This window comes from Corallococcus exercitus, assembly GCF_042231735.1.
GTDB lineage: Bacteria > Myxococcota > Myxococcia > Myxococcales > Myxococcaceae > Corallococcus > Corallococcus exercitus_B.
On the sequence record NZ_CP102577.1, the window covers coordinates 4,807,213 to 4,826,941 of the forward strand.

The window sequence follows — 19,729 nt, forward strand, 5'->3', positions numbered from 1 at the left end:
CGTCTAGGATGACCGGGCATGGCCCGCGCCCTCGACACGCCCGAGCTGGACGAGGAACGGCTGGTCCACCAGTTCCCCGGCATCGACCGCAAGGCGGTGGGCGCGTTCTACACGCCCGCGCCCATCGTGGAGCGCACGCTGGCGCTCGCGCTGTCACACCTGGGTGACGGGCCGCTCACGGTGGTGGACCCGGCCTGTGGCGCGGGGGCCTTCCTCGCCGCCGCCGCGCGGCACCGCCCGGACGCGAGGCTGTGCGGCCTGGAGCTGGATGCCGGCGTGGCCCGCCTGTGCCAGGCCCGCGTGCCGGGCGCGGACGTGCGCGTGGGTGACGCGCTCCGGGGCGGGCTGGAGCCGCTGCTCGCGGGGACGCCGGAGGGGCACGCGGAGTTATGGGTGGGCAACCCGCCCTACAACGGCACGTCCGCGGTGCTGAAGGACGCGGCCTGCTACGCGCGGCTGCGCGCCCTGGTGCCGCTGGCGATGCCGCCGGGCACGAGCCTCCGGGATGACTTCGCGTTCTTCCTCCTCGTCGCCATGAAGCGGCTGACGGCCCGGCCGGGCGTGCTGGCCTTCATCACGCCCGCGAGCCTGCTGGAGTCGTTCATCTACGCGCCGCTGCGCCACGCGCTTTTGGAGGCGCTCCACCTGCGCGAGGTGGTGGACCTGGGCCCGGGCATCTTCACGGGCACGCAGGTGCGCACGTGCATCACGGTGTGGACGTCGCGGTCCGGCGCGGACGCCTCCGCGCCCCGCTACGAGCACAAGGGCGTGGGGCAGTGCTTCACGCCCGAGCCCCCCGAGTGGCGGCTCTCCCCCATCGCCCAGGAGGCCGCCGCGCTGGACGCGGACTGGCGGGCGCGGGGCGAATTGCTCACCACGCTCATCCCGGTGAGCCTGCCCGGGGTGAAGACGCGCTTCGACGAGCTGCTGGTGGACGCGGACCGGGAGCGGCTGCTCGCGCGCCTGCACGCCTTTTGTGCCGCGACCGAGGACACGCTGGAGGACTTCGCGCGGGAGTACAGCCTGGAGCCCGCGCTGCTGCCCAAGCTGCGCGCGCTGAAGCAGGGGCCGGCGCTGGAGGTGGACGCAAGCCACGTGCGCCCGTTCTTCCGCTACGGCGGCGCGAGGCACCGGGGCGCGCTGCCCCCGGAGGCGAAGGCGTTCTGCTACCTGGACCGGCGGCTGATTCCGCGCGGCGACCACCGGCTGCGCGGTCCGTATGATCCGCACCAGGACGCGGTGAAGCTGCTGTTCAACGTGCGCGAGCTGCCCCTGTCCGCGGCGCTGCTGGAGGAGCCCGGCTGCGTGCACGACCACCGCCACGCGCGGTTCGCGCCGCTGTACGTTCCCCAGCGCGTGCGGGACGAGGGCCTGGGCATCACCCGAGGCGCGACGTCCCGCGACTCCCTGGGCCCGCTGGTGCCGAACCTGTCGCCTCGGGGAAGCGCCTGGGCGGAAGGGCTGGGGGGCCCGGAGGCGGCCTTCCGCGCGGTGATGCGCTTCCTGAACGGGGCGGCGGTGCAGCGGGTGTGGGCGCCCGCGTTCGGAGCGTCCCGGGTGGTGCCGGTGCCGTTGGAGGGACCGCTGCCGGAGTGATGACTCCCCATCACCGGCCGCGCGCCGGGGTGGACATTCTCCAGCGAGCAGGGCGTGCGGCGGGTAGTGTCCCGCGCCGCTGGGTAACCCCATTCCTGGAGTCTCCAAGACATGACGATCCGTCCCCTGCTGATTTCCGCCGTCCTCTTCACCACGCCCGCCCTGGCCCAGGACGCCGGGACGCCGGCCCCCGCGGACGCGGGCACGAAGCCCGCCCTCAAGAAGGGCGAGACGGTCAAGGCGATGCTGAAGGACGCGCAGGGCAAGGACGTGGGCGAGGTGACGATGGAGCAGGCGCCCAAGGGCGTGCTGGTGAAGGGCACGCTGATGAACCTGCCCGCGGGCGAGCACGCCTTCCACATCCACGAGACGGGCAAGTGCGAGGCGCCGGAGTTCAAGACGGCGGGCGGCCACTTCAACCCGACGAAGAAGCAGCACGGCGCGCTGTCGCCCAAGGGGCAGCACGCCGGTGACCTGCCGAACCTCTACGTCCCCCAGGAAGGCAAGGTGCGGTTCGACTTCTTCGTCGCGGACCTGAAGGTGAAGTCGCTGCTCGACAAGGACGGCTCCGCCGTCATGGTGCACGCCAAGCTGGACGACTACCGCACCGACCCCACCGGCGACGCCGGCGGCCGCATCGCCTGCGGCGTGGTGGAGAAGTCGGAGTAGGCACTTCCGGCCCGGGTGATGCCCGCCCTCTGTCAGCAGGGCGGGCGTCGCTCCTGCCGGTGCATCATGCCGGCTTGAAGTGAAGTCCTGCCCGGATCGCGCTGAGCCCGTCATCGAAACTCGTGATCAACCTGCAGTGCCGTTCCTTCAACGCCCGTTTGATACCGCCGGCACTGAAATCAGTCTTGTTTCGATTCAGGAAGACCGACGGGGGCCGAGCGGAGTCCGTGTCCTCCGTCAGCCGGGTCATCACGGAGGCGAGGACCACCGCATCTGGAAAATGCAGGTCAATGTTCTCTTGCTGGAAGCTCGCCGCGCGAGTGATGACGTCGCCACTGACCGGCACGACCTCCGCGCAGTTGAGCAACCGGGCACGAATCGACTTCACACGTGAACGAGCCTCCTGCGTGCTCTTCACCAGCGAACCGATAACCACATCCCACGCTTGGCCCTGGGCTTCAGTGAAGCTGGCGGTGTCGCGCCGGCTCCGTTGCTCCTCCTCAAGCCTGCCTTGTAGTTCCTTGTGGGCGTGAATCCTGCGGCGCAAGGTATCTGCTGGCTCAATGAAGCAGAAGGCCGGAATGACGAGCTGGATGTCTCCTGCTTCGGCATGCCGAACCAATCCTTCGCAAGCCTGGGATTGCGCATGCTCGAAAGCCATCTCCAGAACGAAGTTCGTCTCGACGAAGACCCTCAATCCACTGCCTCCCTGAGCACCTTGCCTTCCGCAAGGGCTTGCGGAAGGCCCGTTCGGGATAATGAGGAAGGAGGCTGCTTCTTCTTTCCCCTGGATGCCAGGTCGTGGAGCCACCACGACACCAGCATTTCGAACGCGTCGGGATGAATCTCGGTTGGAATGATCTCGGCGCGCGTGAAGTAGGGCTCCAGGAGTTCCTTGGCATCAATCGTCTGGGTGGGCGCTCCGCTCTTCACCTTGGGCACGTCCCAGACGAACAACCACAGCGGAGTGACCAGAACGAACAGCTTCGCAGACGGGCGCCGCTCCACCTCTTCAAGGTCGTTCCAGAACTGTTTTGCCCAGGACCGCGTGGCGCGAGGGTTTGCTTTGGCTTCGATTTGCACCCGCAGGCGTCCGGCCGGGTCGTAGACCGCGAAATCGAACCTGGACCGACCTTGCGCGTAGGGGTCTGAGGACGAGTGCATCATTCCTCCATCGTAAGGAGCGCTCTGACACGGTCGCAATGAGACTGCCAGGAACACAGGGGCCCGCAGCCCCGGCTACACGTACCCGAAGCGCCGCCGTGCGAACCACTCCGCGCCCAGGAGCGCGATGAGCGCCACGAGGTAGTACCAGCGGTCCCACAGCGGCTGGTCCTTCGCGCGCCCCACCTCCACCACCGGCGGATCCAACAGCGGCACGTCCGGCATGCCGTCACGCGGCAGCTTGTACGCCTTGCCCTCCGTGACGCTGGCGATCTGCTCCATCAGCTCCGGCCGCACCGACGCGTCCGACAGCTCCGGGCCCACCGCGCGCACCGCCACCGCGTCCTCGCCCTTGCCCAGGTCCGTCTCGCCCTTCTTCGCCGACGCGAGCAGCTTGTACGGCCCCGGCGCCGGCGGCGCGAACTCCAGCCGCACCACGCCGTCCGCCCCCGTCGTGCCCGTCTGCACCGCCACCGGCTTCTGCGTCGCCACGGAGAACAGCTCCACCCGCACCTGCGCGGCCTCCGCCGGCTGGTAGTCCGCCATCCGCGCCTGCACCACCACGCCCACCGGACGCCCCGGCTCCACCGACGGAGGATCCGCCGTCACCTTCAGCGTCGTCAGGTCCGGGTCCCGCACCAGCCACCGCAGCGCATTGCCCCAGAAGCGGTCATACGCGCGGTTCGGTGAGCCCGTCCGGTGCGCCGTGAACGCCCACGACCACGTCGCGTCCGTCGCCACCACCATCGCCCGGCCCCGCCCGTAGTCCCACACCGACACGAGCGGCGCGTTCTTCCCGTCCACCGTCATGAACGGGTGGTCCATCAGCACCGTCGCCCCCGGCCGCGCCCGCGTCAGGTTCGCGCCCGGAATGGGAGCCAGCTCCCCCCACGTGCCCTCCGTGCTCGCCGCGCCCGTGCCAATGGACGTCACCGGGTGCCGCAGGCCCTCCGGCGTGAGCCGGGGCTTGAACGGATCCGCGTTCGCGGGCCCCGCCGCCTCCACCGGCAGCGCCTCCATCAGCGTGGGCATGGCCGCGCGCCCTTCACCCAGCACGCTGTCGCCGCCAATCATCACGAACGCGCCACCCTCGTGGATGTAGCGCTCCAGGTTGCGCTCGTACTCCGCGATGGACAGCGACGGGTCCGAGTAACCGAAGTTCTGGAAGATGACGACGTCGAACGTGTGCAGCTTCGTGTCGAAGATCTCCTCCATGGGGAACGGGATGAGCGACAGCTCCCGCTCGTTCGACACGCCCGGGTCGTCCGACAGCGTGCGCAGGATGTAGAACGACACCAGGTCCACGTTCGCGTCCTGCTTGAGCAGCCCGCGCAGGAAGCGCTCGTCCCACGACGGCCGCCCCACCACCAGCAGCACGCGCACGCGGTCGCGAATCACCTTCAGCGTGAACGAGCGGCTGTTGTTGTCGCTCACCGCCTCATCCGGGAACGTGGGCACCGTCACCGTGTAGACGAAGCGCCCCGTCTGGTCCGGCGTGAAGGTGAACGACACCGGCTTCACGTCATCGCCGGAGGTCATCCGCACCAGCTTGCTCGCCACCGTCTTGCCCTCCTGGCTCAAGACGACGGGGATGTCCTGCCCGGAGAACCCGCGCCCGTGGATCTCCACCTCCACCGTCAGCGAGTTGCGCACGAAGGCGAAGTCATCCACCTTCAGCCCCTCCACCGACAGGTCCTTCAGCGCCTCCTGGCCCACCAGGAACGTGGACACCGGCACGCCCAGGTCCGTGAGCGCGGCCCGCGCCCGGCCCACCGCGCCGGCCTTCAATTCCGTGTTGTCCGCGCCGTCGCTGAACAGGAGCACGCCGGACAGCTTGCGCGACCCCTGCCCGCCGGACGCCGCGGACCTCAGCGCGGCGAGCAGGTCCGTCGTGCCCGCCCGCGCGGGCTCCTGGGCCAGCTGCGCGGCCGTCACCGGAGCGAGCTCCGGATCCACGCCGTACACCTCCACCGTGAAGCGGTCCTGCCAGGACGCGAACGTGGGCGCCGCCTTCTCCAGGAACGCCGCCACCTGCGCGCTGCGCGTGGGCCCGCCCGGCTCCGACGGGAAGTTCATGGACGCACTGCGGTCCACCAGCACCGCCACCCGGTTCTTCATCCGCGCCACCTGCAGGTGCCGGATGCCGGGCTCCAGGAGGAAGAAGAACGCCGCCACGCCCGCGCCCAGGCGCAGGCCCCACAGGAGCAGCTTGCGGCCCCGGGACGGCTCGCGGCGCACGCCCCACGCCGCCAGCGCGATGCCCAGCGCCAGCCCCACGCCCAGGAGCACCAGGGCCCAGACGGGCAGGGGCGACAGGCTGACGAGCTTCCACGCGTTGAAGGACGGGGAGTTCATTCGGTCGTGCGCTTGGGGAGTGCCTTCAGCGCCGCTTGTTGAGGATGAGGGGCAGGTGCACCGCGTCGTCCTTGTAGTCCAGGCAGAGCGCGTACATGCACAGGTTGATGCCCAGGCGGATGGCCAGCTCTCGCTGCGGCTCGCCGCCGGGGGACACGTCGAACTCGTAGTCGCCGGACTCGCTGCGGCTCCACGCGCCCGCCACGTCGTTCTGCGAATAGATGACCGCCGCGCGCTTGCCCACGCTCGCCACCAGCGGCAGCGGCTTGTGCAACAGGCGCCCCGGCGCCGCGTCCAAGAGGAAGAAGGACTTGAAGACGACGTGCGTCCCCGGCGCCTCCTTCAGCGGGCTCTGCGGCAGCACGCGCGCCATCTCCCGGCGGAAGCTGGCGTCGAAGCCGTCCCCGTCGCTGCCGTCGTTGGCGTCCCCGAACACGAAGCCGCCGTACGTCAGGTAGCGGCGCAGGTTGGACACCTCCGCGTCACTCAGCGCGGGAAAGGCCCCGTCCCCCCCGAAGTAGAGGAACGGGTACTCGAAGAGGTCCGGGCTGCTCAGCGCGAACGGGCGCGCGTCCGGCACCACCTCCACGGACGTGCGCCGCTGCAGCTCCCACGCGAGCCGGCGCAGGCCCGACAGCCGGCCGTCCCAGCGCCCCCCGTGCCGGGCCACCGCGGGGATGAAGCGGCTCTTCTCGCCAAAGGCGGCCGCACGCCGGGACAGCAGCGGGACGAGCGCGGACGTGGCGAGGAGCAGGTTTCGACGGGAGAGGGACCGCACGGGCATGGGGACCCGCTTATACCGTCGGCGGGTGCCTGCATTCCCTGGTATAGACGCGCGCCATGGCGAAAGGCGGACAGACGGAGTCCGGCGGCCCCAGCGCTCCCGGCCAGCTTCCCGGCTCGGACGCCGTGCGCGCCGCCTGGGCCCGCAAGGACGCCGGGGACGTGGCCGGTGCCCGGAAGGACGCCGAGCGCATCCTCGCGGGCACCCCATCCCCGGAAGACCGTGAACGGGCGGAAGACCTGCTGCGCGCCACCGCCACGCCCCGCGCCCTGTACGGGTACGCGCTCCTGGGCGCCGTCATCCTGGCGGTGCTGCTGGGGCTCGCCCTGACCCGCTATTCCTGACGGCCATTGCCGCTAGGATGGCGCTTCATGGAAGGCTTCCTCCAGGCGCTCAAGGCATACCAGTCCTTCAACCCCTCCGGCTGGGTGGGCATCTACCGGCTGTTGCCCATGTGGGTCGGCGGGGTGGTGGCGCTCGTGGGGCTGGTGCTGCTGCTCGCGGGCGGCGGCAAGCTGTTCCGCGCCGTGGCGGGCCCGGTGGGCGCGGTGCTGGGCCTGGTGTGGACGGGCGCCGTCACCCAGCGGCTGGGCCTGGGAGACCTGGATCCGCGCCTGCCCACCCTGGTGGCCGCGGCGCTGATGGCGCTGGGCTTCCTCTTCCCGCCCGCCGTCACCTTCGTGGGCGTGGGCGTGCCGCTGGGGCTCGTGGCGGGCCAGATTGCCGGCCCCGCCGACTTCCTGCTCGGCTTCGGACCGGGCTTCATCGTGGGCGGCCTCGTGGGCGCCTTCCTCCACCGGCAGGTGAGCGGCATCGTCGCGTCGGTGGTGGGCGCGTGGCTGCTGGTGATTGGCGCGCTGGCGGCGCTGCACCAGTTCGGGGGCGTGGTGGAGGCGGTGGCCAGCCGCCCGTGGGGCGTCATCATCGCCGCGCTCCTCTTCGCCCTGGCGGGCAGCGTGTACCAGCTCGCCGTGCGCCCCTCGCCGGAGGAGTCGGATCAACAGAAGGCCGAGAAGCAGCGGCTGAAGCAGCGCCTGGCGGAGCAGCAGGCGCTCGAGAAGCGATGGGGGGTCAAGTAACCCCTGTCCCGGCAATCCTTTACGCCGGGGGGGCCGGGGCGTAGATTCCGCCGGCTTTCCCCCTCCCCTTCCTCGAGCATCGATGGGCCAGGCCAGCCGCAAGGACAAGGACACGCAGAAGCAGGAAGGGTCGCCCCCGGCGGCCACCGTCCCGTCTTCCCCGGAGGCCTCCCAGCCCGCCGTGCCCCATGAAGGGTGGCGCAAGCCCGCCGGCATGGGCCGCAAGGGCTGGGCCGTCCTCGCTGGCGCCGTCGCCTTCATCCAGCTCCCGCTCATCCACTACGCGCTCTTCCGGGGCCAGGCGGACGTCACCGCGACGGTGCCCTACCAGCAGGCCTTCAACGACCCGGGCGTCGTCTCCCGCGACTTCTTCTCCACCGGCGCCTACTGGCGCGTGACCAACGGGGAGCTCCTGGGCCCCGCGCCCAAGAACAACCCGCTGTGGCTCCAGGCCGCGCTGCCGGACGACGTGGCGGTGGAGTTCGACGTGCGCCCCGAGTACCCCGAGGGCGACATCCGCGTGGAGCTGTTCGGCAACGGGCGCGACCCGGCCTCCGGCTACGTGCTGGTGCAGGGCGGGTGGAACAACAGCCTGTCCGTCATCGCCCGGCGCGACATCAACGCGCCCGGGCTGGACGCGCTCCAGCGCAGGGCCGCGCGCATCGCGGAGAAGGGCGGCGGCCAGGGCGCGGACCTCGTGGCCACCGGCGTCTTCAAGAGGGACACGGCGGTGCGCGTGGAGTCCCGCGTGGGCGCCCCCATCCAGTCCGGCCGCACGTACCACTGGCGCATCGAGCGGCGCGGCAACGTGCTCAAGTGGGCCATCGACGGACAGCTGGTGGCGGAGCTGGACGACCCGTTCCCCTTCAAGGGCAAGGGCCACGACCGGCTGGGGCTGTCCGGCTGGGAGTCCCAGCTGTTCTTCGACAACCTGCGCATCGGCACGCCGGACTCCATGCCCGCCACCATGGCGGCGAAGCAGGAGCCCACCCTGCCCCCGGGCCCCTCCGAGGACGACTTCAACCGCGACACGCTGGGCGACGCCTGGAACGTCACGAACCCCGCCGCCGTGAAGCTGGAGGACGGGGCGCTGGTGGTGCAGAACGTGGGCAACCGCCCGGTGTGGCTCAAGAAGCCCATCCCGGAGAACGCCGTCATCGAGTTCGACGCCTGGGGTGACAGCCCGGACGGCGACATGAAGATTGAAGCGTGGGGCGACGGCCGCTCCTTCTACGCGGGCGACCCGCGCCTGCAGTACACCGCCACCGGCTACGTCTTCATCTTCGGCGGCTGGCGCAACACCCAGTCCGTCATCGCGCGCCAGCACGAGCACACCAACGACCGCGCCGTGCGCGACGGCGCCGCGGTGGTGCCCGGCCAGCGCTACCACTTCCGCATCACCCGCCGGGACGGCCTCCTGACGTGGGAAGTTGACGGCAAGCCCTTCCTCACCCTCCAGGACGCGTCCCCCCTCTACGGCCCGAGGAACCAGTACTTCGGTTTCTCCGGCTGGCAGACGCGCGTCCACTTCGACAACCTCAAGATCCAGCCGCTGTAGCCTTCCCCCGGGCGGCGGAGGAAACACCCGTGCGCAGAGTCGGAATCTTCGGCTGGGGCGTGGTCGCCCCGCGTTCCCCCAACATCGAGGCCTTCGCGAAGAACCTCGAGTCGTCCGAGACCTGGCTGACCCCCTTCAACGGCTTCGGTCCGGACAACTTCCTCGTCGGCACGCCCACGTTCAACCTGGCGGACTACAAGCCGTGGATCGACGAGCGCTTCCCCGCCAACCGCTTCTCCCAGCTGGAGCGGAAGATGGGGCAGCCCACGCAGTACGCCATCGGCGCCTTCATCCAGTCGCTGGCGCAGAACCCGGGCATTGAAAAAGAGCTCCAGGCGCTGGGCACGAAGGCCCACGTCTACGTGGGCACCGGCCTGGGGGATTTGCCCACCATCCAGAACATCTCCCTGGACCTCTACCGCGCCCAGCGCCGCTGGGACCGCTTCTGGGCCTCCCCGGAGAGGAACGGCGCCCTGCGCGAGTGGCGCGAGACGCGCGAGCCCCTGCCCGGCCTGCCCCCGGAGCCCTCCACCATCGAGGAGGTGGAGCGCGACAAGGCGGAGGACGACTGGTGGCACTTCTGGGCCGGCCGCTCGCCGGAGCTGCGCGAGTACCTGGAGGAGCTGCGCGAGATTGAAGCCATTGGCGTGCCCGACGAGGGCGACGTGGAGTCCGCCAAGCTGGCCGTCATCAAGGAGAAGCGCACGCGCAACGGCCGGCTGCAGAAGAAGTGGAACGCGCCCGAGCCGCCGTGGAACGCCGTGTCCTCCAACGTGCTGTGGAACATCCACAACACGCCCGCGTCCCAGGTGTCCATGCTGGGGCAGATTACGGGCATGACGTTCGCGCCGGTGGCCGCGTGCTCGTCCTTCGGCTACGGGCTGAAGCTGGCCATGAACGCCATCCGCCTGGGCGAGGCGAAGGCCGTGGTGCTGGGCATGACGGACGCGGCGCCCAACCCGCTGGTGGTGGGCGGCTTCTACAACGCGCGCGTCATCTCCGCGGACGCCGCCGTGTCCAAGCCCCTCACCGCCCTGCGCGGCACGCACATCGCGGGAGGCGCGGTGGTGTGGGTGGTGGGCGACTACGAGCACTTCACGCAGAAGGGCTTCAAGGCGCTGGGCCTGGAGCCCGTGGCCGTGGGCGTCACCGCGGACGCGGACCACATCATCACCCCGTCCAAGGAAGGCCCCACCCTGGCCATCCGCGAGGCGCTGGGCGCCGCGGGCTGTCAGCCCCAGGACGTGGGCAGCTGGGACCTGCACGCCACCGCCACCCCGGGCGACTTCCTGGAGGTGCAGAACCTGCGCGACGTGCTGCCGGAGTCCGTGCTGATTACCGCGCGCAAGGGCACCTTCGGCCACGGCATGTCCGCGGGCGGCGGCTGGGAGCTCACGGCGCAGTACCTGGGCGCGGAGGCCGGCAAGGTGTTCCCCACGCCGCTGGCCGCGCCGGAGCTCAACAAGCAGATCGCCAAGGTGCACGGCCGCTTCGTCTTCGACAGGGAGCAGGCGGCGCCCGAGGGGTGCTCGGGCAAGCTGTCCATGGGCGTGGGCGGCATCAACGCCTGCGTCATCTCCCGGCCCTGGAAGTAGCCCTTACGGGTACTTCGCGGACGCCTCGGCCTCCAGGGCCGTGGCGCCCTTCGGGTTGAGCTTGCGGAAGAACTCCAGCTCCAGGTCCAGGTCGCGGTAGCTGGCCTTCTGCTCCGGGGCCAGGCCGCTGGCGCTGCGGCCCACGCCGTTGGCGTCCGCCAGGCCGCCGGTGGACGGACTGCCGGTGCCCTTGTCGGTGGCGTAGCTGACGCCCACGGACTGCTGCACGCGGTCCGTGCGCAGCGCGCGCAGCACGACGCGGCCATCCGCCATGGTGAGCCCCTCGATGAGGTAGCGCGTGGAGGACGTGGGCCCCAGCGTGCCGCCGCCGGAGTCCAGCCACTCCGTCTCCAGCACGAACTGGTTGGGCAGCTCGCGCCACGAGTAGCCGCGCGCGTCCAGGATGGCCTTCACCTCCGGCCACAGCTGCGCGAGCGGCTGCTGGTAGGCGACGGTGGCCGTGCGGTCGCGGATGTAGTTGTCGCGCTGGTGGCCGGCGCACCCGGCCAGGAGGACGACGGAGACGGACAGGGCCCACAACGGGGCCGCGCGGAGCAGTTGGCGCATGGGGACGACCTCCCGGACGGGAAGCAGTGGGGTGTGGAGGCCGCCCATCCTAGCGCGGCCTCCCCGCGCCCCGCGCCCCCACCCCCTGGAGGCCCACGGCCGGGTGTCAGCCCTTGGGCACCGCCACCATGTCGAAGTCCGGGATGCGTTCGCGCATGAACTCGCGCATCCGGTTGATGAGGGCCGCTTCAATCTGCCGGGCGCGCTCGCGGCTGACGCCGTACTTGTCGCCGATGTCCTGGAGCGTGAGCGGCTCGTCCGCGGTGAGGCGGTGCTCGAAGATGTAGCGCTCCTTGCCCTCCAGCGTCTGGGCGAAGGCGTTGAGGTTCTCCCGGAAGAGGGCCTTGAGCTGCTCGCTGCCCAGGCGCTCGTCCGCGGGCACCGCGCTGGACGGCAGGTAGCGGTCCGCCCGCGTGGCGCCCGAGTCCCCGTCGTTGCCCAGCGGCGCGTCGAGGGACATCTCGTCGTGCCCCAGCCGCTGGTCCATCTCCACCACGTCCTGCTCGGAGACGTTGAGCCGCTCCGCCAAGAGACGCGGGCTGGCCTCGAAGCCCTGGGCGACGAGCTTCTCCTGCTCCTGGCGCAGCTTGAAGAAGAGCTTCCGCTGGGCCTCGGTGGTCCCCAGCTTCACCATCTTCCAGTTGTCCATGATGTAGCGGAGGATGTACGCGCGGATCCACCAGGCGGCGTAGGAGCTGAGCTTCACGCCCCGGTCCGGGTCGTACTTCTTCACCGCCTGCATCAGCCCGATGTTGCCCTCCTGCACCAGGTCCAGCAGCGACAGGGGGTTGCGGTGGTACTCGTGGGCCAGCTTCACCACGAGTCTCAGGTTGGAGGCCACCAGGCGGTAGGCCGCCCGCACGTCCCCCGTGGACTGGTACTCCTTGGCCAGCCGGTGCTCCTCCTCCCGGGTGAGCAGGGGGTGCTTCGTCACCTCGGCCATGTAGGCCTGGAGGGGGTCCCGGGTGGTGATGGCGGCGCCTTCCGCGCGCACCAGGGCGGCGGGCCGCACCGGGCGGGCCGGGGTGGCCACCTCCTCGATTTCCGCCTCCGCTTCGTTCAATTCCGCCAGGTCCGGCTCCAGGGCGTCCGGGTCCTGGGGGGATTCCTCCACCTCTTCCCCGGCGCCCTCCGGGGCGGTCTCCGGACGGGCGGAGGCCGCGGGGCGCTTCGCGCGGGGCCGGGGGGCGGCCGGACCATTGGTTCTCTTCCTCCCATTCGCCATGCGCGCTCCATACCCCAAAGTGCCGCGATTGTTGCCAGAGGGTAATGCAGGGGCTATGCCCATGCCCGATGAGCGACATCCAAGAGCCCACGCCGGGAGCCCCGGCGCCTGACGAAGCCACGACGCGTCCCGCCGAATACATCGCGGACATCAGCTTCGACGAAATGAACCTCTCCGAGCCCCTCCGCCGCGCCCTGGCGGAGCGCGGCTATACAAGCCCCACCCCCGTCCAGGCCAAGGCCTTCGGTCCCGCGATGGCGGGCAAGGACCTCATCGTCCGCAGCAAGACGGGCACGGGCAAGACGGCCGCCTTCGGCCTGCCCTTGCTGGAGAAGATTCCCGCGGACGAGAAGCGCGTGCGCGCCCTCATCCTCTGCCCCACGCGCGAGCTGGCGCTCCAGGTGGCGGAGGAACTCACCATGCTCGCCAGGTACAAGGGCGTGAAGGTGGCGGCCATCTACGGCGGCGCCTCCATGAAGCAGCAGGAGGACGCGCTGGAAGAGGGCACGCCCATCATCGTGGGCACCCCGGGCCGCGTCTTCGACCACATCAACCGCGGCAACCTCAAGCTGGACGGCTGCGACCACGCCGTGCTGGACGAAGCCGACGAGATGCTGAACCAGGGCTTCTACGAGGAGGTGACGCGCATCCTCGACCGCCTTCCGAAGACGCGCCAGGTGCTGCTCTTCAGCGCCACCGTCCCCACGGACATCCAGAACCTCATCGCGCGCTACACGACGAACGCGGAGACGCTGCTGTTGTCCGGCGACGTCTTCACGGTGGAGCACATCCACCACATCCGCTACGACGTGTCGGATCAGTTCCCCAAGCCGCGCAACCTCATCTACATCCTGGAGAAGGAGGAGCCCTCCAACGCCATCATCTTCTGCAACACGCGGGATGACACGGCGCTGGTGACCGCGGTGCTCAACCGCAACGGCTTCGACGCGGAGCTGCTCAACGGAGACCTTCCGCAGAAGGAGCGCGAGCGGGTGATGGGCAAGGTGAAGCGCGGCGAGGTGGCCTTCATGGTCGCCACGGACATCGCGGCGCGCGGCATCGACATCTCCGGGCTGGAGTACGTCATCAACTACTCCCTGCCGGAGGACCCCGCCGTCTACCTGCACCGCGTGGGCCGCACGGGCCGCATCGGCAACAAGGGCACCGCCATCAACCTCTTCTCCGGGCGCGAGCTGGCGACGTTCACCGTGCTGGAGAAGAAGTTCGGCATCAAGTTCGAGATGCGCGAGATGCCCGCCCCCGAAGAGGCGATGCACCTGTGGACCGAGCGCCACGTGCGCGAGCTGCGCGAGGGCATGGGCTCCAGCATCTTCGAGGGCTTCCTGCCCCTGGCCTCGCAGCTCAAGCAGCGCCCTGACGCGGACGACCTCATCGCCTTCCTCATCAAGTACTACTTCAGCCGCCTGCGCATGGAGAAGGCCCAGGCCGCCGGAGAGGCGGAGAAGCGCGAGCCCGTGCCGGAGCGCAAGCCGGTGGAGCGCCGCGGCAAGGACCGCGAGCGCGACCGCGAGCGTCCCCGCCGCGAGGAGCGAGGCGAGCGCGCCGAGCGTCCGCGCCGCGACGAGCACCCGGACCGCGAGCGCCGTCCGCGCCGCGACGAGCCGCGCCGCGAGGACCGGGGCGAGCGCCGGGGTGGCGCGCCGTCCGCCGCGCTGGAGCCGGGCCCCGGGGAGACGAAGCTCTGGGTGAACCTGGGCACCGCGGACGGCCTGGGGCCGGGCAGCATCGCCACGGCCATGGAGGACGCGGGCGCGCCGGTGGGCAAGCTGGTGCGCGCGGAGCTGCGCCCCACGTTCGCGTACGTCTTCGTCGCGGAGGAGGACTCCCCCGGCTTCGAGGCACTCAACGGCAAGCAGCACGGCGGCAAGACGCTGCGCGTGGAGAAGAGCAAGCCGCGCAGCGAGCGCGACGTGCCCGGCACCCGCCCGCCCCCGTCCCCGGACGCGGGCCCCGGCGAGGTGAAGCTCTGGGTGAACCTGGGCGCGGATGACGGCATGGACGAGGCGAAGCTGCCCGCCACGCTGGAGTCCCTGGGCGCCCCGGGCGGCAAGGTCATCAAGGCCCTCACCCGCCCCACCTACGGCTACGTCTACGTGCCGGAAGCCGAAGCCCCGGGCTTCGAGGCCCTCAACGGCAAGACGCACAACGACAAGCCGCTGAAGCTGGAGCGGCACCGTCCGCGCGGCCAGCGTGAAGAGCGCCGCCCCCGCCACGAGGCCCTGCCGGATGTCCCCGGCCAGGCGCGGCTGTGGGTGGGCCTGGGCCGGCAGGAGGGCCTGGACGAGGCGGGCGTCACCGCCGCGCTGGAGGCCGCGGGCGCTCCGGCGGGCAAGGTGCTGCGGACCGACCTGCGCCCCACGTACGCGTACGTCTTCGTCGCGGAGGAGGACGTGGCGGGCTTCGAGGCCACCCACGGCAAGCCCCACGGCGAGGGCAAGACGCTGAAGGTGGAGCGCGCCAAGCGCAAGTAGTGGCTTCGCACCTCCGGGGCGCTCAGGGCTCCGGAGGCGTCTTCTTCCTGCGGGCCCGGTGGTAGTGCGCCACGCACAACCCCCGGGCCAGCACGGGCCGGCCGCACTCCGGTGAAGTACAGGCCGCGCTGACCTCCCTGGCCATGAGGCCTGGGGCGCCCGGCCCACCGCTGAACATCGCCTCCGCCACGGCCAGGAGGCGGTCCACGTCCTCCCGGCCCAGCTTCCGAAGCCGCACCCAGTCCACCAGCCGATGAGCCCCCGCGTCCTCCGCGTCCTCCAGCCGGAACAGCTCCCACAGCGGCAGCTCCAGCGCGGCCGCGACCTGGAGGAGCGTGTCGTAGCTGGGGTTGCGCTCGCCGCGCTCCAGCAGCGACACGAAGCTCACGGAGATGTCGCACCGGGCGGCGAAGTCCTCCTGGGTGAGGCCCCGGCGCTCGCGCAGCGTGCGGATGCGGCGGGCCAGCCCCTGCAGGGACGAGCCGGCGTCGCTGTCGTCCGGGGGGTGGGAGCGCATGGACGCGCGCATCGTAGCGCACCCCTTCTGTTAAGGTTTTCCGTCTGTCCCCAGGAGTGAAGCCCGCCATGAACGCCGTCGACGGCACCAACTACTACTTCCGCAAGGCCGCGCGGGTGATGGACGTGGGCACGCCCATCGAGACGCTCCTGGCCACGCCCCTGCGCGAGGTGAAGGTGCAGGTGTCCATCGAGATGGACTCCGGCGAAATCCGCACGTTCCTGGGCTACCGCATCCAGCACGACAACAGCCGCGGCCCCATGAAGGGCGGCCTGCGCTACCACCCCGCCCTGGACCAGGACGAGTGCGTGTCGCTCGCGTCGCTGATGACGTGGAAGACCGCCGTGGTGAACGTGCCCTACGGCGGCGCCAAGGGCGGCGTGGCGTGCGACCCCGCGCAGATGAGCCTCAAGGAAGTGGAGCGGCTCACGCGCAAGTTCGTGGACCAGATCCAGGACGTCATCGGGCCCACGCGGGACATCCCCGCGCCGGACGTCAACACCAACCCCCAGGTGATGGCCTGGGTGATGGACCAGTACTCGCGCTACCACGGGCACTCGCCCGCGGTGGTGACGGGCAAGCCCCTGGAGCTCTACGGTTCCAAGGGCCGCGAGGCCGCCACCGGGCGCGGCCTGCTCTACGTGTGCCGCGAAATCCTGCGGGATCTGGGCATGCCGGTGAAGGGCACGCGCTTCGCCATCCAGGGCTTCGGCAACGTGGGCAGCCACATCGCGCAGCTCATCTGGGGCGACGGCGGCGTGGTGGTGGCCGCGTCCGACGTGCTGGGCGGCATGTACAACCCGATGGGCCTGGACGTGCCCTCCCTCTTCGAGCACGTGAAGCGCACCGGCACCGTGACGGGCTTCAGCGGTGGCACGCCGTGCACCAACGAGGACGTGCTCGCGGCGGACTGCGAGGTGCTCATCCCCGCGGCCCTGGGCCACGTGCTCACCCGCGACAACGCCAACAGCGTGCGCGCGCGCCTGGTGGTGGAGGGCGCCAACGGCCCCACCCAGCCGGAGGCGGACGACATCCTGGAGAAGCGCGGCATCTTCGTGGTGCCGGACATCCTGGCCAGCGCGGGCGGCGTGACGGTGAGCTACCTGGAGTGGGTGCAGAACCTCCAGCACGTCTCCTGGGAGGAGGAGCGCGTCAACGCGGAGCTGGAGAAGACGATGAAGGAGGCCTACGACCGGGTGGCGCAGATTGCACGGTCTCGTAAGGTTTCCATGCGGACGGCCGCCTACATCCTGGCCATTGGCCGGGTGGGCAAGGCCACGGTGCTGCGCGGCATCTGACGCACCCCGCCGCGCACGCGGGCAGGCAGGCGGCTCCGGGCCGCTTCCGTGCGGGGCCGGCTTTAAGCTACACGCCCGGCCATGATGGTCACCCTGCAGGACATCCAGGCGGCGCGCGAGCGGATCCGCCCCGCGCTGCGCCCCACGCCGTGCCCCGCGTCGGACTACTTCACGGAGAAGACCGACTGCGCGGTGGTGTACTTCAAGCTGGAGAACCTCCAGCGCACCGGCGCCTTCAAGGAGCGCGGCGCCCTCAACAAGCTGCTGACGCTGACGGAAGACGAGAAGCGCCGCGGCGTCATCGCGGCCTCCGCCGGCAACCACGCGCAGGGCGTGGCGTACCACGCGCGGCGGCTGGGCATCCGCGCCACCATCGTGATGCCGGAGCGCACGCCGCTCATCAAGGTGACGCGCACGCGTGACGACTACGGCGCGCGCGTGGTGCTCAAGGGCGCCAACTACGACGAGGCCTACGCGGAGGCCCTGCGCATCCAGGCCGCGGAGAACCTGGTCTTCGTGCACCCGTTCAACGACCCGCACGTCATCGCGGGCCAGGGCACCATCGGCCTGGAGCTCTTGGAGCAGTGCCCGGACCTGGAGCTGGTCATCGTGCCGGTGGGCGGCGGCGGGCTCATCTCCGGCGTGGCGGTGGCGCTGAAGCAGACGAACCCGCGCATCCAGGTGGTGGGCGTGCAGGCCTCCACCATCGCCAGCATGAAGGCGTCGCTGGATGCCGGGAAGCGCACGGAGCTCACCGCCGCGGGCACCACCATCGCGGACGGCATCGCGGTGAAGATTCCGGGCGAGCTCACCTACGAGCACGTGCGCAAGTACGTGGACGCGGTGGTGACGGTGGACGAGGAGGAGATCGCCGCCGCCATCCTGATGATGCTGGAGCAGGAGAAGTCCGTCGCGGAGGGCGCGGGCGCGGCGGGGCTGGCGGCGCTCGTCAACGGCCGGGTGCCGCAGGCGAAGGGCAAGCGCGTCGCCATCATCGTCGGCGGCGGCAACATCGACATGAACGTCATCAGCCGCATCATCGAGCGGGGCCTCGTGAAGGCGGGCCGCCTGGTGCAGCTGGAGGTGCGGCTGCCGGACCGGCCCGGCATGCTCGCGCGGCTCACCACGCAGATCGCCGAGATGCGCGCCAACGTGGTGGACCTGCACCACGACCGCGCCTTCTCCAAGGCGGGCCTGGGCGAGGCCACGGTGGAGGTGATGCTGGAGACCACCGGGCACGCCCACATCCAGGAGCTGATGACCGCCCTGGAGTCTCAGGGTTGGCAGGTCGCCCGGACGTAGGGCGGGGAGGCTTGCGCGGGCGCTCGGGGGTTCGGCGATACTCCGAAAACCCATGAACACGCCCCTCATCGCCCTGCTGCTCCTCGCCGCCGCTCCCCCCGCGCAGAAGGCGAAGGAGCTGGCGGCCCACAAGGAGTGGGAGGAGCTGTACCTCGCGTTCGCCGCCGCGGACCCCGCCTCGTACCCGGAGGCGCAGCGGCCGTCCGTGGCGGCCCCGCTGCTCAAGGGCTGCGAGGCGCTGCTCGCGGAGGACGCGGTGATGGCGTACTCGCTGGGCGAGCGTGCCGTGGCCTTCCAGCAGACGGCGGGCGGCCTCAGGTGCCTGGCGCGCTCGGCGCTGAAGACGGATCAACGGGCCGCCGCGGAGGAGGCGCTGAAGAAGGGCCTGGCGGCCTTCCCCAAGGACGGCGCGTTCGCGCTGGAGCTGGGGCGGCTGCAGCTCCTGGACAAGGACCCCGCAGGGGCGCTGGCCACGCTGCAGCAGGTGCCCGCGAAGTCGAAGGAGGCCGCGGAGGCGCGCAAGCTGATGCAGCAGGCGCGCTCGCAGGCGTCGGAGGAAGGGTCCGCGCGGCGCGAGGCGGAGCGCCTGGAGCAGCGGATGAACGGCGAGCCCGGCCCGGGGGACACGCGCCAGGCGAAGGCGACGGCGGGCGCAGACGTCCGGCCGGCGGGGCTGAGCTACGAGTCCGGCGTGGGCAAGGACGGCATGCGCGTGCGCCAGAACAGCCGCTTCGCCATCCGCTACTTCAACAGCGACCGGGACTTCGGCCAGCGCGCGGAGTACGAGGGCAAGGTCGTGTCCGCGCTGGACGAGGCCTATGACTTCACCCAGCGCACGCTGGGGCGGGCCCGCGCGCGGCAGCTCAACGTGGTGCTCTACACGCGCGACGAGTTCGCCACGCACATGGGCGCCACGTTCGCGGCCCGGGTGGCCGGCCTGTACTCCGAGGACGCCATCCGCATGAACGACGCGGCGGAGCTGACGCAGGCGACGAAGGCCACCCTGGTCCACGAGTACGTGCACGCGGCGGTGGACGAAATCTCCCCGCGCGGCAACGCAGCCCTGCCCCGCTGGTTCAACGAGGGCCTGGCCGAGTACATCGAGTGGCGCTACCTGGGGCTGGACGGCCCGCCCCGCAACCTGCGGGACGTGATGCGCGCCCGGTCGAAGCAGGGAGTCCTTCCGAAGCTGTCGGACATGGACTCGCAGGCGCCCATCACCATGTCCCAGCCGGAGATCGCCTACGGCACGTCCGCCATGGCGGTGCGGGAGCTGGTGCGGCTGGGGGGCCCGGAGAAGCTGCTGGCCTTCATCGAGAAGGCGGGCCGGGCCGACTCCTTCCAGGAGGCCCTGAAGGCCACCTACGAGAAGGACTTCGCGGGCCTGGACCAGGCGGTGCGTGCCGCCCTCTCGGGGAGGTAGCGGCCGGTCGGGCGTGGCGGATTGGTTTACCCCCTGGCGGGAGTCCCCTACACTCGCGGGCCTCCAAGATTTTCGCTGCGGCGGTCCCCGTTGGACGCTGGCGCA

At 70.8% G+C, this 19,729-nt stretch carries 17 protein-coding genes; 10 read left to right on the forward strand and 7 right to left on the reverse strand.

All coding sequences use genetic code 11. The features are described 5' to 3' along the window. The first annotated feature begins 18 nt into the window (after window positions 1–18). A complete protein-coding gene (locus NR792_RS18645; protein ID WP_375761360.1) occupies window positions 19–1,596 on the forward strand; it encodes an N-6 DNA methylase in 1,578 nt (525 codons plus the stop codon). 111 nt (window positions 1,597–1,707) lie between these two features. Continuing rightward, on the forward strand, window positions 1,708–2,265 hold the full coding sequence (locus tag NR792_RS18650) for a superoxide dismutase family protein (protein ID WP_375761361.1): 558 nt from the start codon (window positions 1,708–1,710) through the stop codon (window positions 2,263–2,265). A gap of 64 nt (window positions 2,266–2,329) precedes the next feature. Here the strand turns inward: NR792_RS18650 and NR792_RS18655 are convergent, their stop codons facing one another. The 4 genes from NR792_RS18655 to NR792_RS18670 all read right to left on the reverse strand — a co-directional run bounded on the left by NR792_RS18655 (window position 2,330) and on the right by NR792_RS18670 (window position 6,568). Continuing rightward, window positions 2,330–2,962, reverse strand: a complete 633-nt coding sequence (locus NR792_RS18655) for a PIN domain-containing protein (RefSeq protein ID WP_375761362.1) — start codon at window positions 2,960–2,962, stop codon at window positions 2,330–2,332. After that, a complete protein-coding gene (locus tag NR792_RS18660; RefSeq protein ID WP_375761363.1) occupies window positions 2,959–3,432 on the reverse strand; it encodes a hypothetical protein in 474 nt (157 codons plus the stop codon). Before NR792_RS18660 ends, NR792_RS18655 begins: the two co-directional genes overlap by 4 nt. Window positions 3,433–3,504: 72 nt before the next feature. After that, window positions 3,505–5,784: a glutamine amidotransferase gene (locus tag NR792_RS18665; protein ID WP_375761364.1), complete on the reverse strand. Its 2,280-nt coding sequence runs from the start codon at window positions 5,782–5,784 to the stop codon at window positions 3,505–3,507. 25 nt (window positions 5,785–5,809) lie between these two features. After that, complete coding sequence (locus NR792_RS18670) at window positions 5,810–6,568, reverse strand: DUF4159 domain-containing protein (protein WP_206789459.1); 759 nt, start codon at window positions 6,566–6,568, stop codon at window positions 5,810–5,812. A gap of 56 nt (window positions 6,569–6,624) precedes the next feature. Here NR792_RS18670 and NR792_RS18675 point away from each other — a divergent pair, with 56 nt between their 5' ends. The 4 genes from NR792_RS18675 (at window position 6,625) to NR792_RS18690 (ending at window position 10,800) form a co-directional block, all read left to right on the forward strand. Continuing rightward, window positions 6,625–6,912 carry a molecular chaperone DnaJ gene (locus NR792_RS18675; RefSeq protein ID WP_375761365.1) on the forward strand — a complete coding sequence of 96 codons (288 nt, stop codon included), beginning with the start codon at window positions 6,625–6,627 and terminating at the stop codon, window positions 6,910–6,912. A gap of 27 nt (window positions 6,913–6,939) precedes the next feature. Beyond that, a complete protein-coding gene (locus NR792_RS18680) occupies window positions 6,940–7,647 on the forward strand; it encodes a hypothetical protein (RefSeq protein WP_375761366.1) in 708 nt (235 codons plus the stop codon). A gap of 82 nt (window positions 7,648–7,729) precedes the next feature. Next, a complete protein-coding gene (locus NR792_RS18685) occupies window positions 7,730–9,205 on the forward strand; it encodes a hypothetical protein (RefSeq protein ID WP_375761367.1) in 1,476 nt (491 codons plus the stop codon). A gap of 29 nt (window positions 9,206–9,234) precedes the next feature. After that, window positions 9,235–10,800 (forward strand): beta-ketoacyl synthase N-terminal-like domain-containing protein, encoded by a 1,566-nt coding sequence (locus NR792_RS18690; RefSeq protein ID WP_375761368.1) that lies wholly within the window; start codon window positions 9,235–9,237, stop codon window positions 10,798–10,800. A 3-nt stretch (window positions 10,801–10,803) separates the two neighbouring features. Here NR792_RS18690 and NR792_RS18695 read toward each other — a convergent pair whose 3' ends face one another. Next, the gene (locus NR792_RS18695) at window positions 10,804–11,367 is read right to left on the reverse strand and encodes a hypothetical protein (RefSeq protein WP_375761369.1); all 564 of its coding nucleotides are present in this window, start codon (window positions 11,365–11,367) and stop codon (window positions 10,804–10,806) included. Between the two features lie 106 nt (window positions 11,368–11,473). Continuing rightward, the gene (locus NR792_RS18700; protein ID WP_375761370.1) at window positions 11,474–12,592 is read right to left on the reverse strand and encodes an RNA polymerase factor sigma-32; all 1,119 of its coding nucleotides are present in this window, start codon (window positions 12,590–12,592) and stop codon (window positions 11,474–11,476) included. Between the two features lie 68 nt (window positions 12,593–12,660). On the opposite strand from NR792_RS18700, the gene NR792_RS18705 reads away from it, so the two are divergent. Continuing rightward, window positions 12,661–15,084, forward strand: a complete 2,424-nt coding sequence (locus NR792_RS18705) for a DEAD/DEAH box helicase (RefSeq protein ID WP_375761371.1) — start codon at window positions 12,661–12,663, stop codon at window positions 15,082–15,084. Window positions 15,085–15,106: 22 nt separating this feature from the next. On the opposite strand, the gene NR792_RS18710 is transcribed toward NR792_RS18705, so the two are convergent. Further along, a complete protein-coding gene (locus NR792_RS18710) occupies window positions 15,107–15,601 on the reverse strand; it encodes a helix-turn-helix domain-containing protein (RefSeq protein ID WP_375761372.1) in 495 nt (164 codons plus the stop codon). A 68-nt stretch (window positions 15,602–15,669) separates the two neighbouring features. Here NR792_RS18710 and NR792_RS18715 point away from each other — a divergent pair, with 68 nt between their 5' ends. From NR792_RS18715 to NR792_RS18725, 3 genes are all read left to right on the forward strand, one after another. Beyond that, entirely contained in the window at window positions 15,670–16,899 is a 1,230-nt protein-coding gene (locus NR792_RS18715) for a Glu/Leu/Phe/Val dehydrogenase (RefSeq protein ID WP_375761373.1), read from the forward strand. Window positions 16,900–16,983: 84 nt separating this feature from the next. Next, a complete protein-coding gene (locus NR792_RS18720; protein WP_375761647.1) occupies window positions 16,984–18,201 on the forward strand; it encodes a threonine ammonia-lyase in 1,218 nt (405 codons plus the stop codon). 52 nt (window positions 18,202–18,253) lie between these two features. Then, a complete protein-coding gene (locus NR792_RS18725; protein ID WP_375761374.1) occupies window positions 18,254–19,624 on the forward strand; it encodes a peptidase MA family metallohydrolase in 1,371 nt (456 codons plus the stop codon). Window positions 19,625–19,729: the final 105 nt, after the last annotated feature.

Coding starts and splice junctions, on each gene's coding strand:
- NR792_RS18645 (WP_375761360.1), top strand. CDS start 19: ATGGCCCGCGCCCTCGACACGCCCGAGCTGGACGAGGAACGGCTGGTC.
- NR792_RS18650 (WP_375761361.1), top strand. CDS start 1,708: ATGACGATCCGTCCCCTGCTGATTTCCGCCGTCCTCTTCACCACGCCC.
- NR792_RS18660 (WP_375761363.1), bottom strand. CDS start 3,432: ATGATGCACTCGTCCTCAGACCCCTACGCGCAAGGTCGGTCCAGGTTC.
- NR792_RS18665 (WP_375761364.1), bottom strand. CDS start 5,784: ATGAACTCCCCGTCCTTCAACGCGTGGAAGCTCGTCAGCCTGTCGCCC.
- NR792_RS18670 (WP_206789459.1), bottom strand. CDS start 6,568: ATGCCCGTGCGGTCCCTCTCCCGTCGAAACCTGCTCCTCGCCACGTCC.
- NR792_RS18675 (WP_375761365.1), top strand. CDS start 6,625: ATGGCGAAAGGCGGACAGACGGAGTCCGGCGGCCCCAGCGCTCCCGGC.
- NR792_RS18680 (WP_375761366.1), top strand. CDS start 6,940: ATGGAAGGCTTCCTCCAGGCGCTCAAGGCATACCAGTCCTTCAACCCC.
- NR792_RS18685 (WP_375761367.1), top strand. CDS start 7,730: ATGGGCCAGGCCAGCCGCAAGGACAAGGACACGCAGAAGCAGGAAGGG.
- NR792_RS18695 (WP_375761369.1), bottom strand. CDS start 11,367: ATGCGCCAACTGCTCCGCGCGGCCCCGTTGTGGGCCCTGTCCGTCTCC.
- NR792_RS18700 (WP_375761370.1), bottom strand. CDS start 12,592: ATGGCGAATGGGAGGAAGAGAACCAATGGTCCGGCCGCCCCCCGGCCC.
- NR792_RS18705 (WP_375761371.1), top strand. CDS start 12,661: ATGAGCGACATCCAAGAGCCCACGCCGGGAGCCCCGGCGCCTGACGAA.
- NR792_RS18710 (WP_375761372.1), bottom strand. CDS start 15,601: ATGCGCTCCCACCCCCCGGACGACAGCGACGCCGGCTCGTCCCTGCAG.
- NR792_RS18715 (WP_375761373.1), top strand. CDS start 15,670: ATGAACGCCGTCGACGGCACCAACTACTACTTCCGCAAGGCCGCGCGG.
- NR792_RS18720 (WP_375761647.1), top strand. CDS start 16,984: ATGGTCACCCTGCAGGACATCCAGGCGGCGCGCGAGCGGATCCGCCCC.
- NR792_RS18725 (WP_375761374.1), top strand. CDS start 18,254: ATGAACACGCCCCTCATCGCCCTGCTGCTCCTCGCCGCCGCTCCCCCC.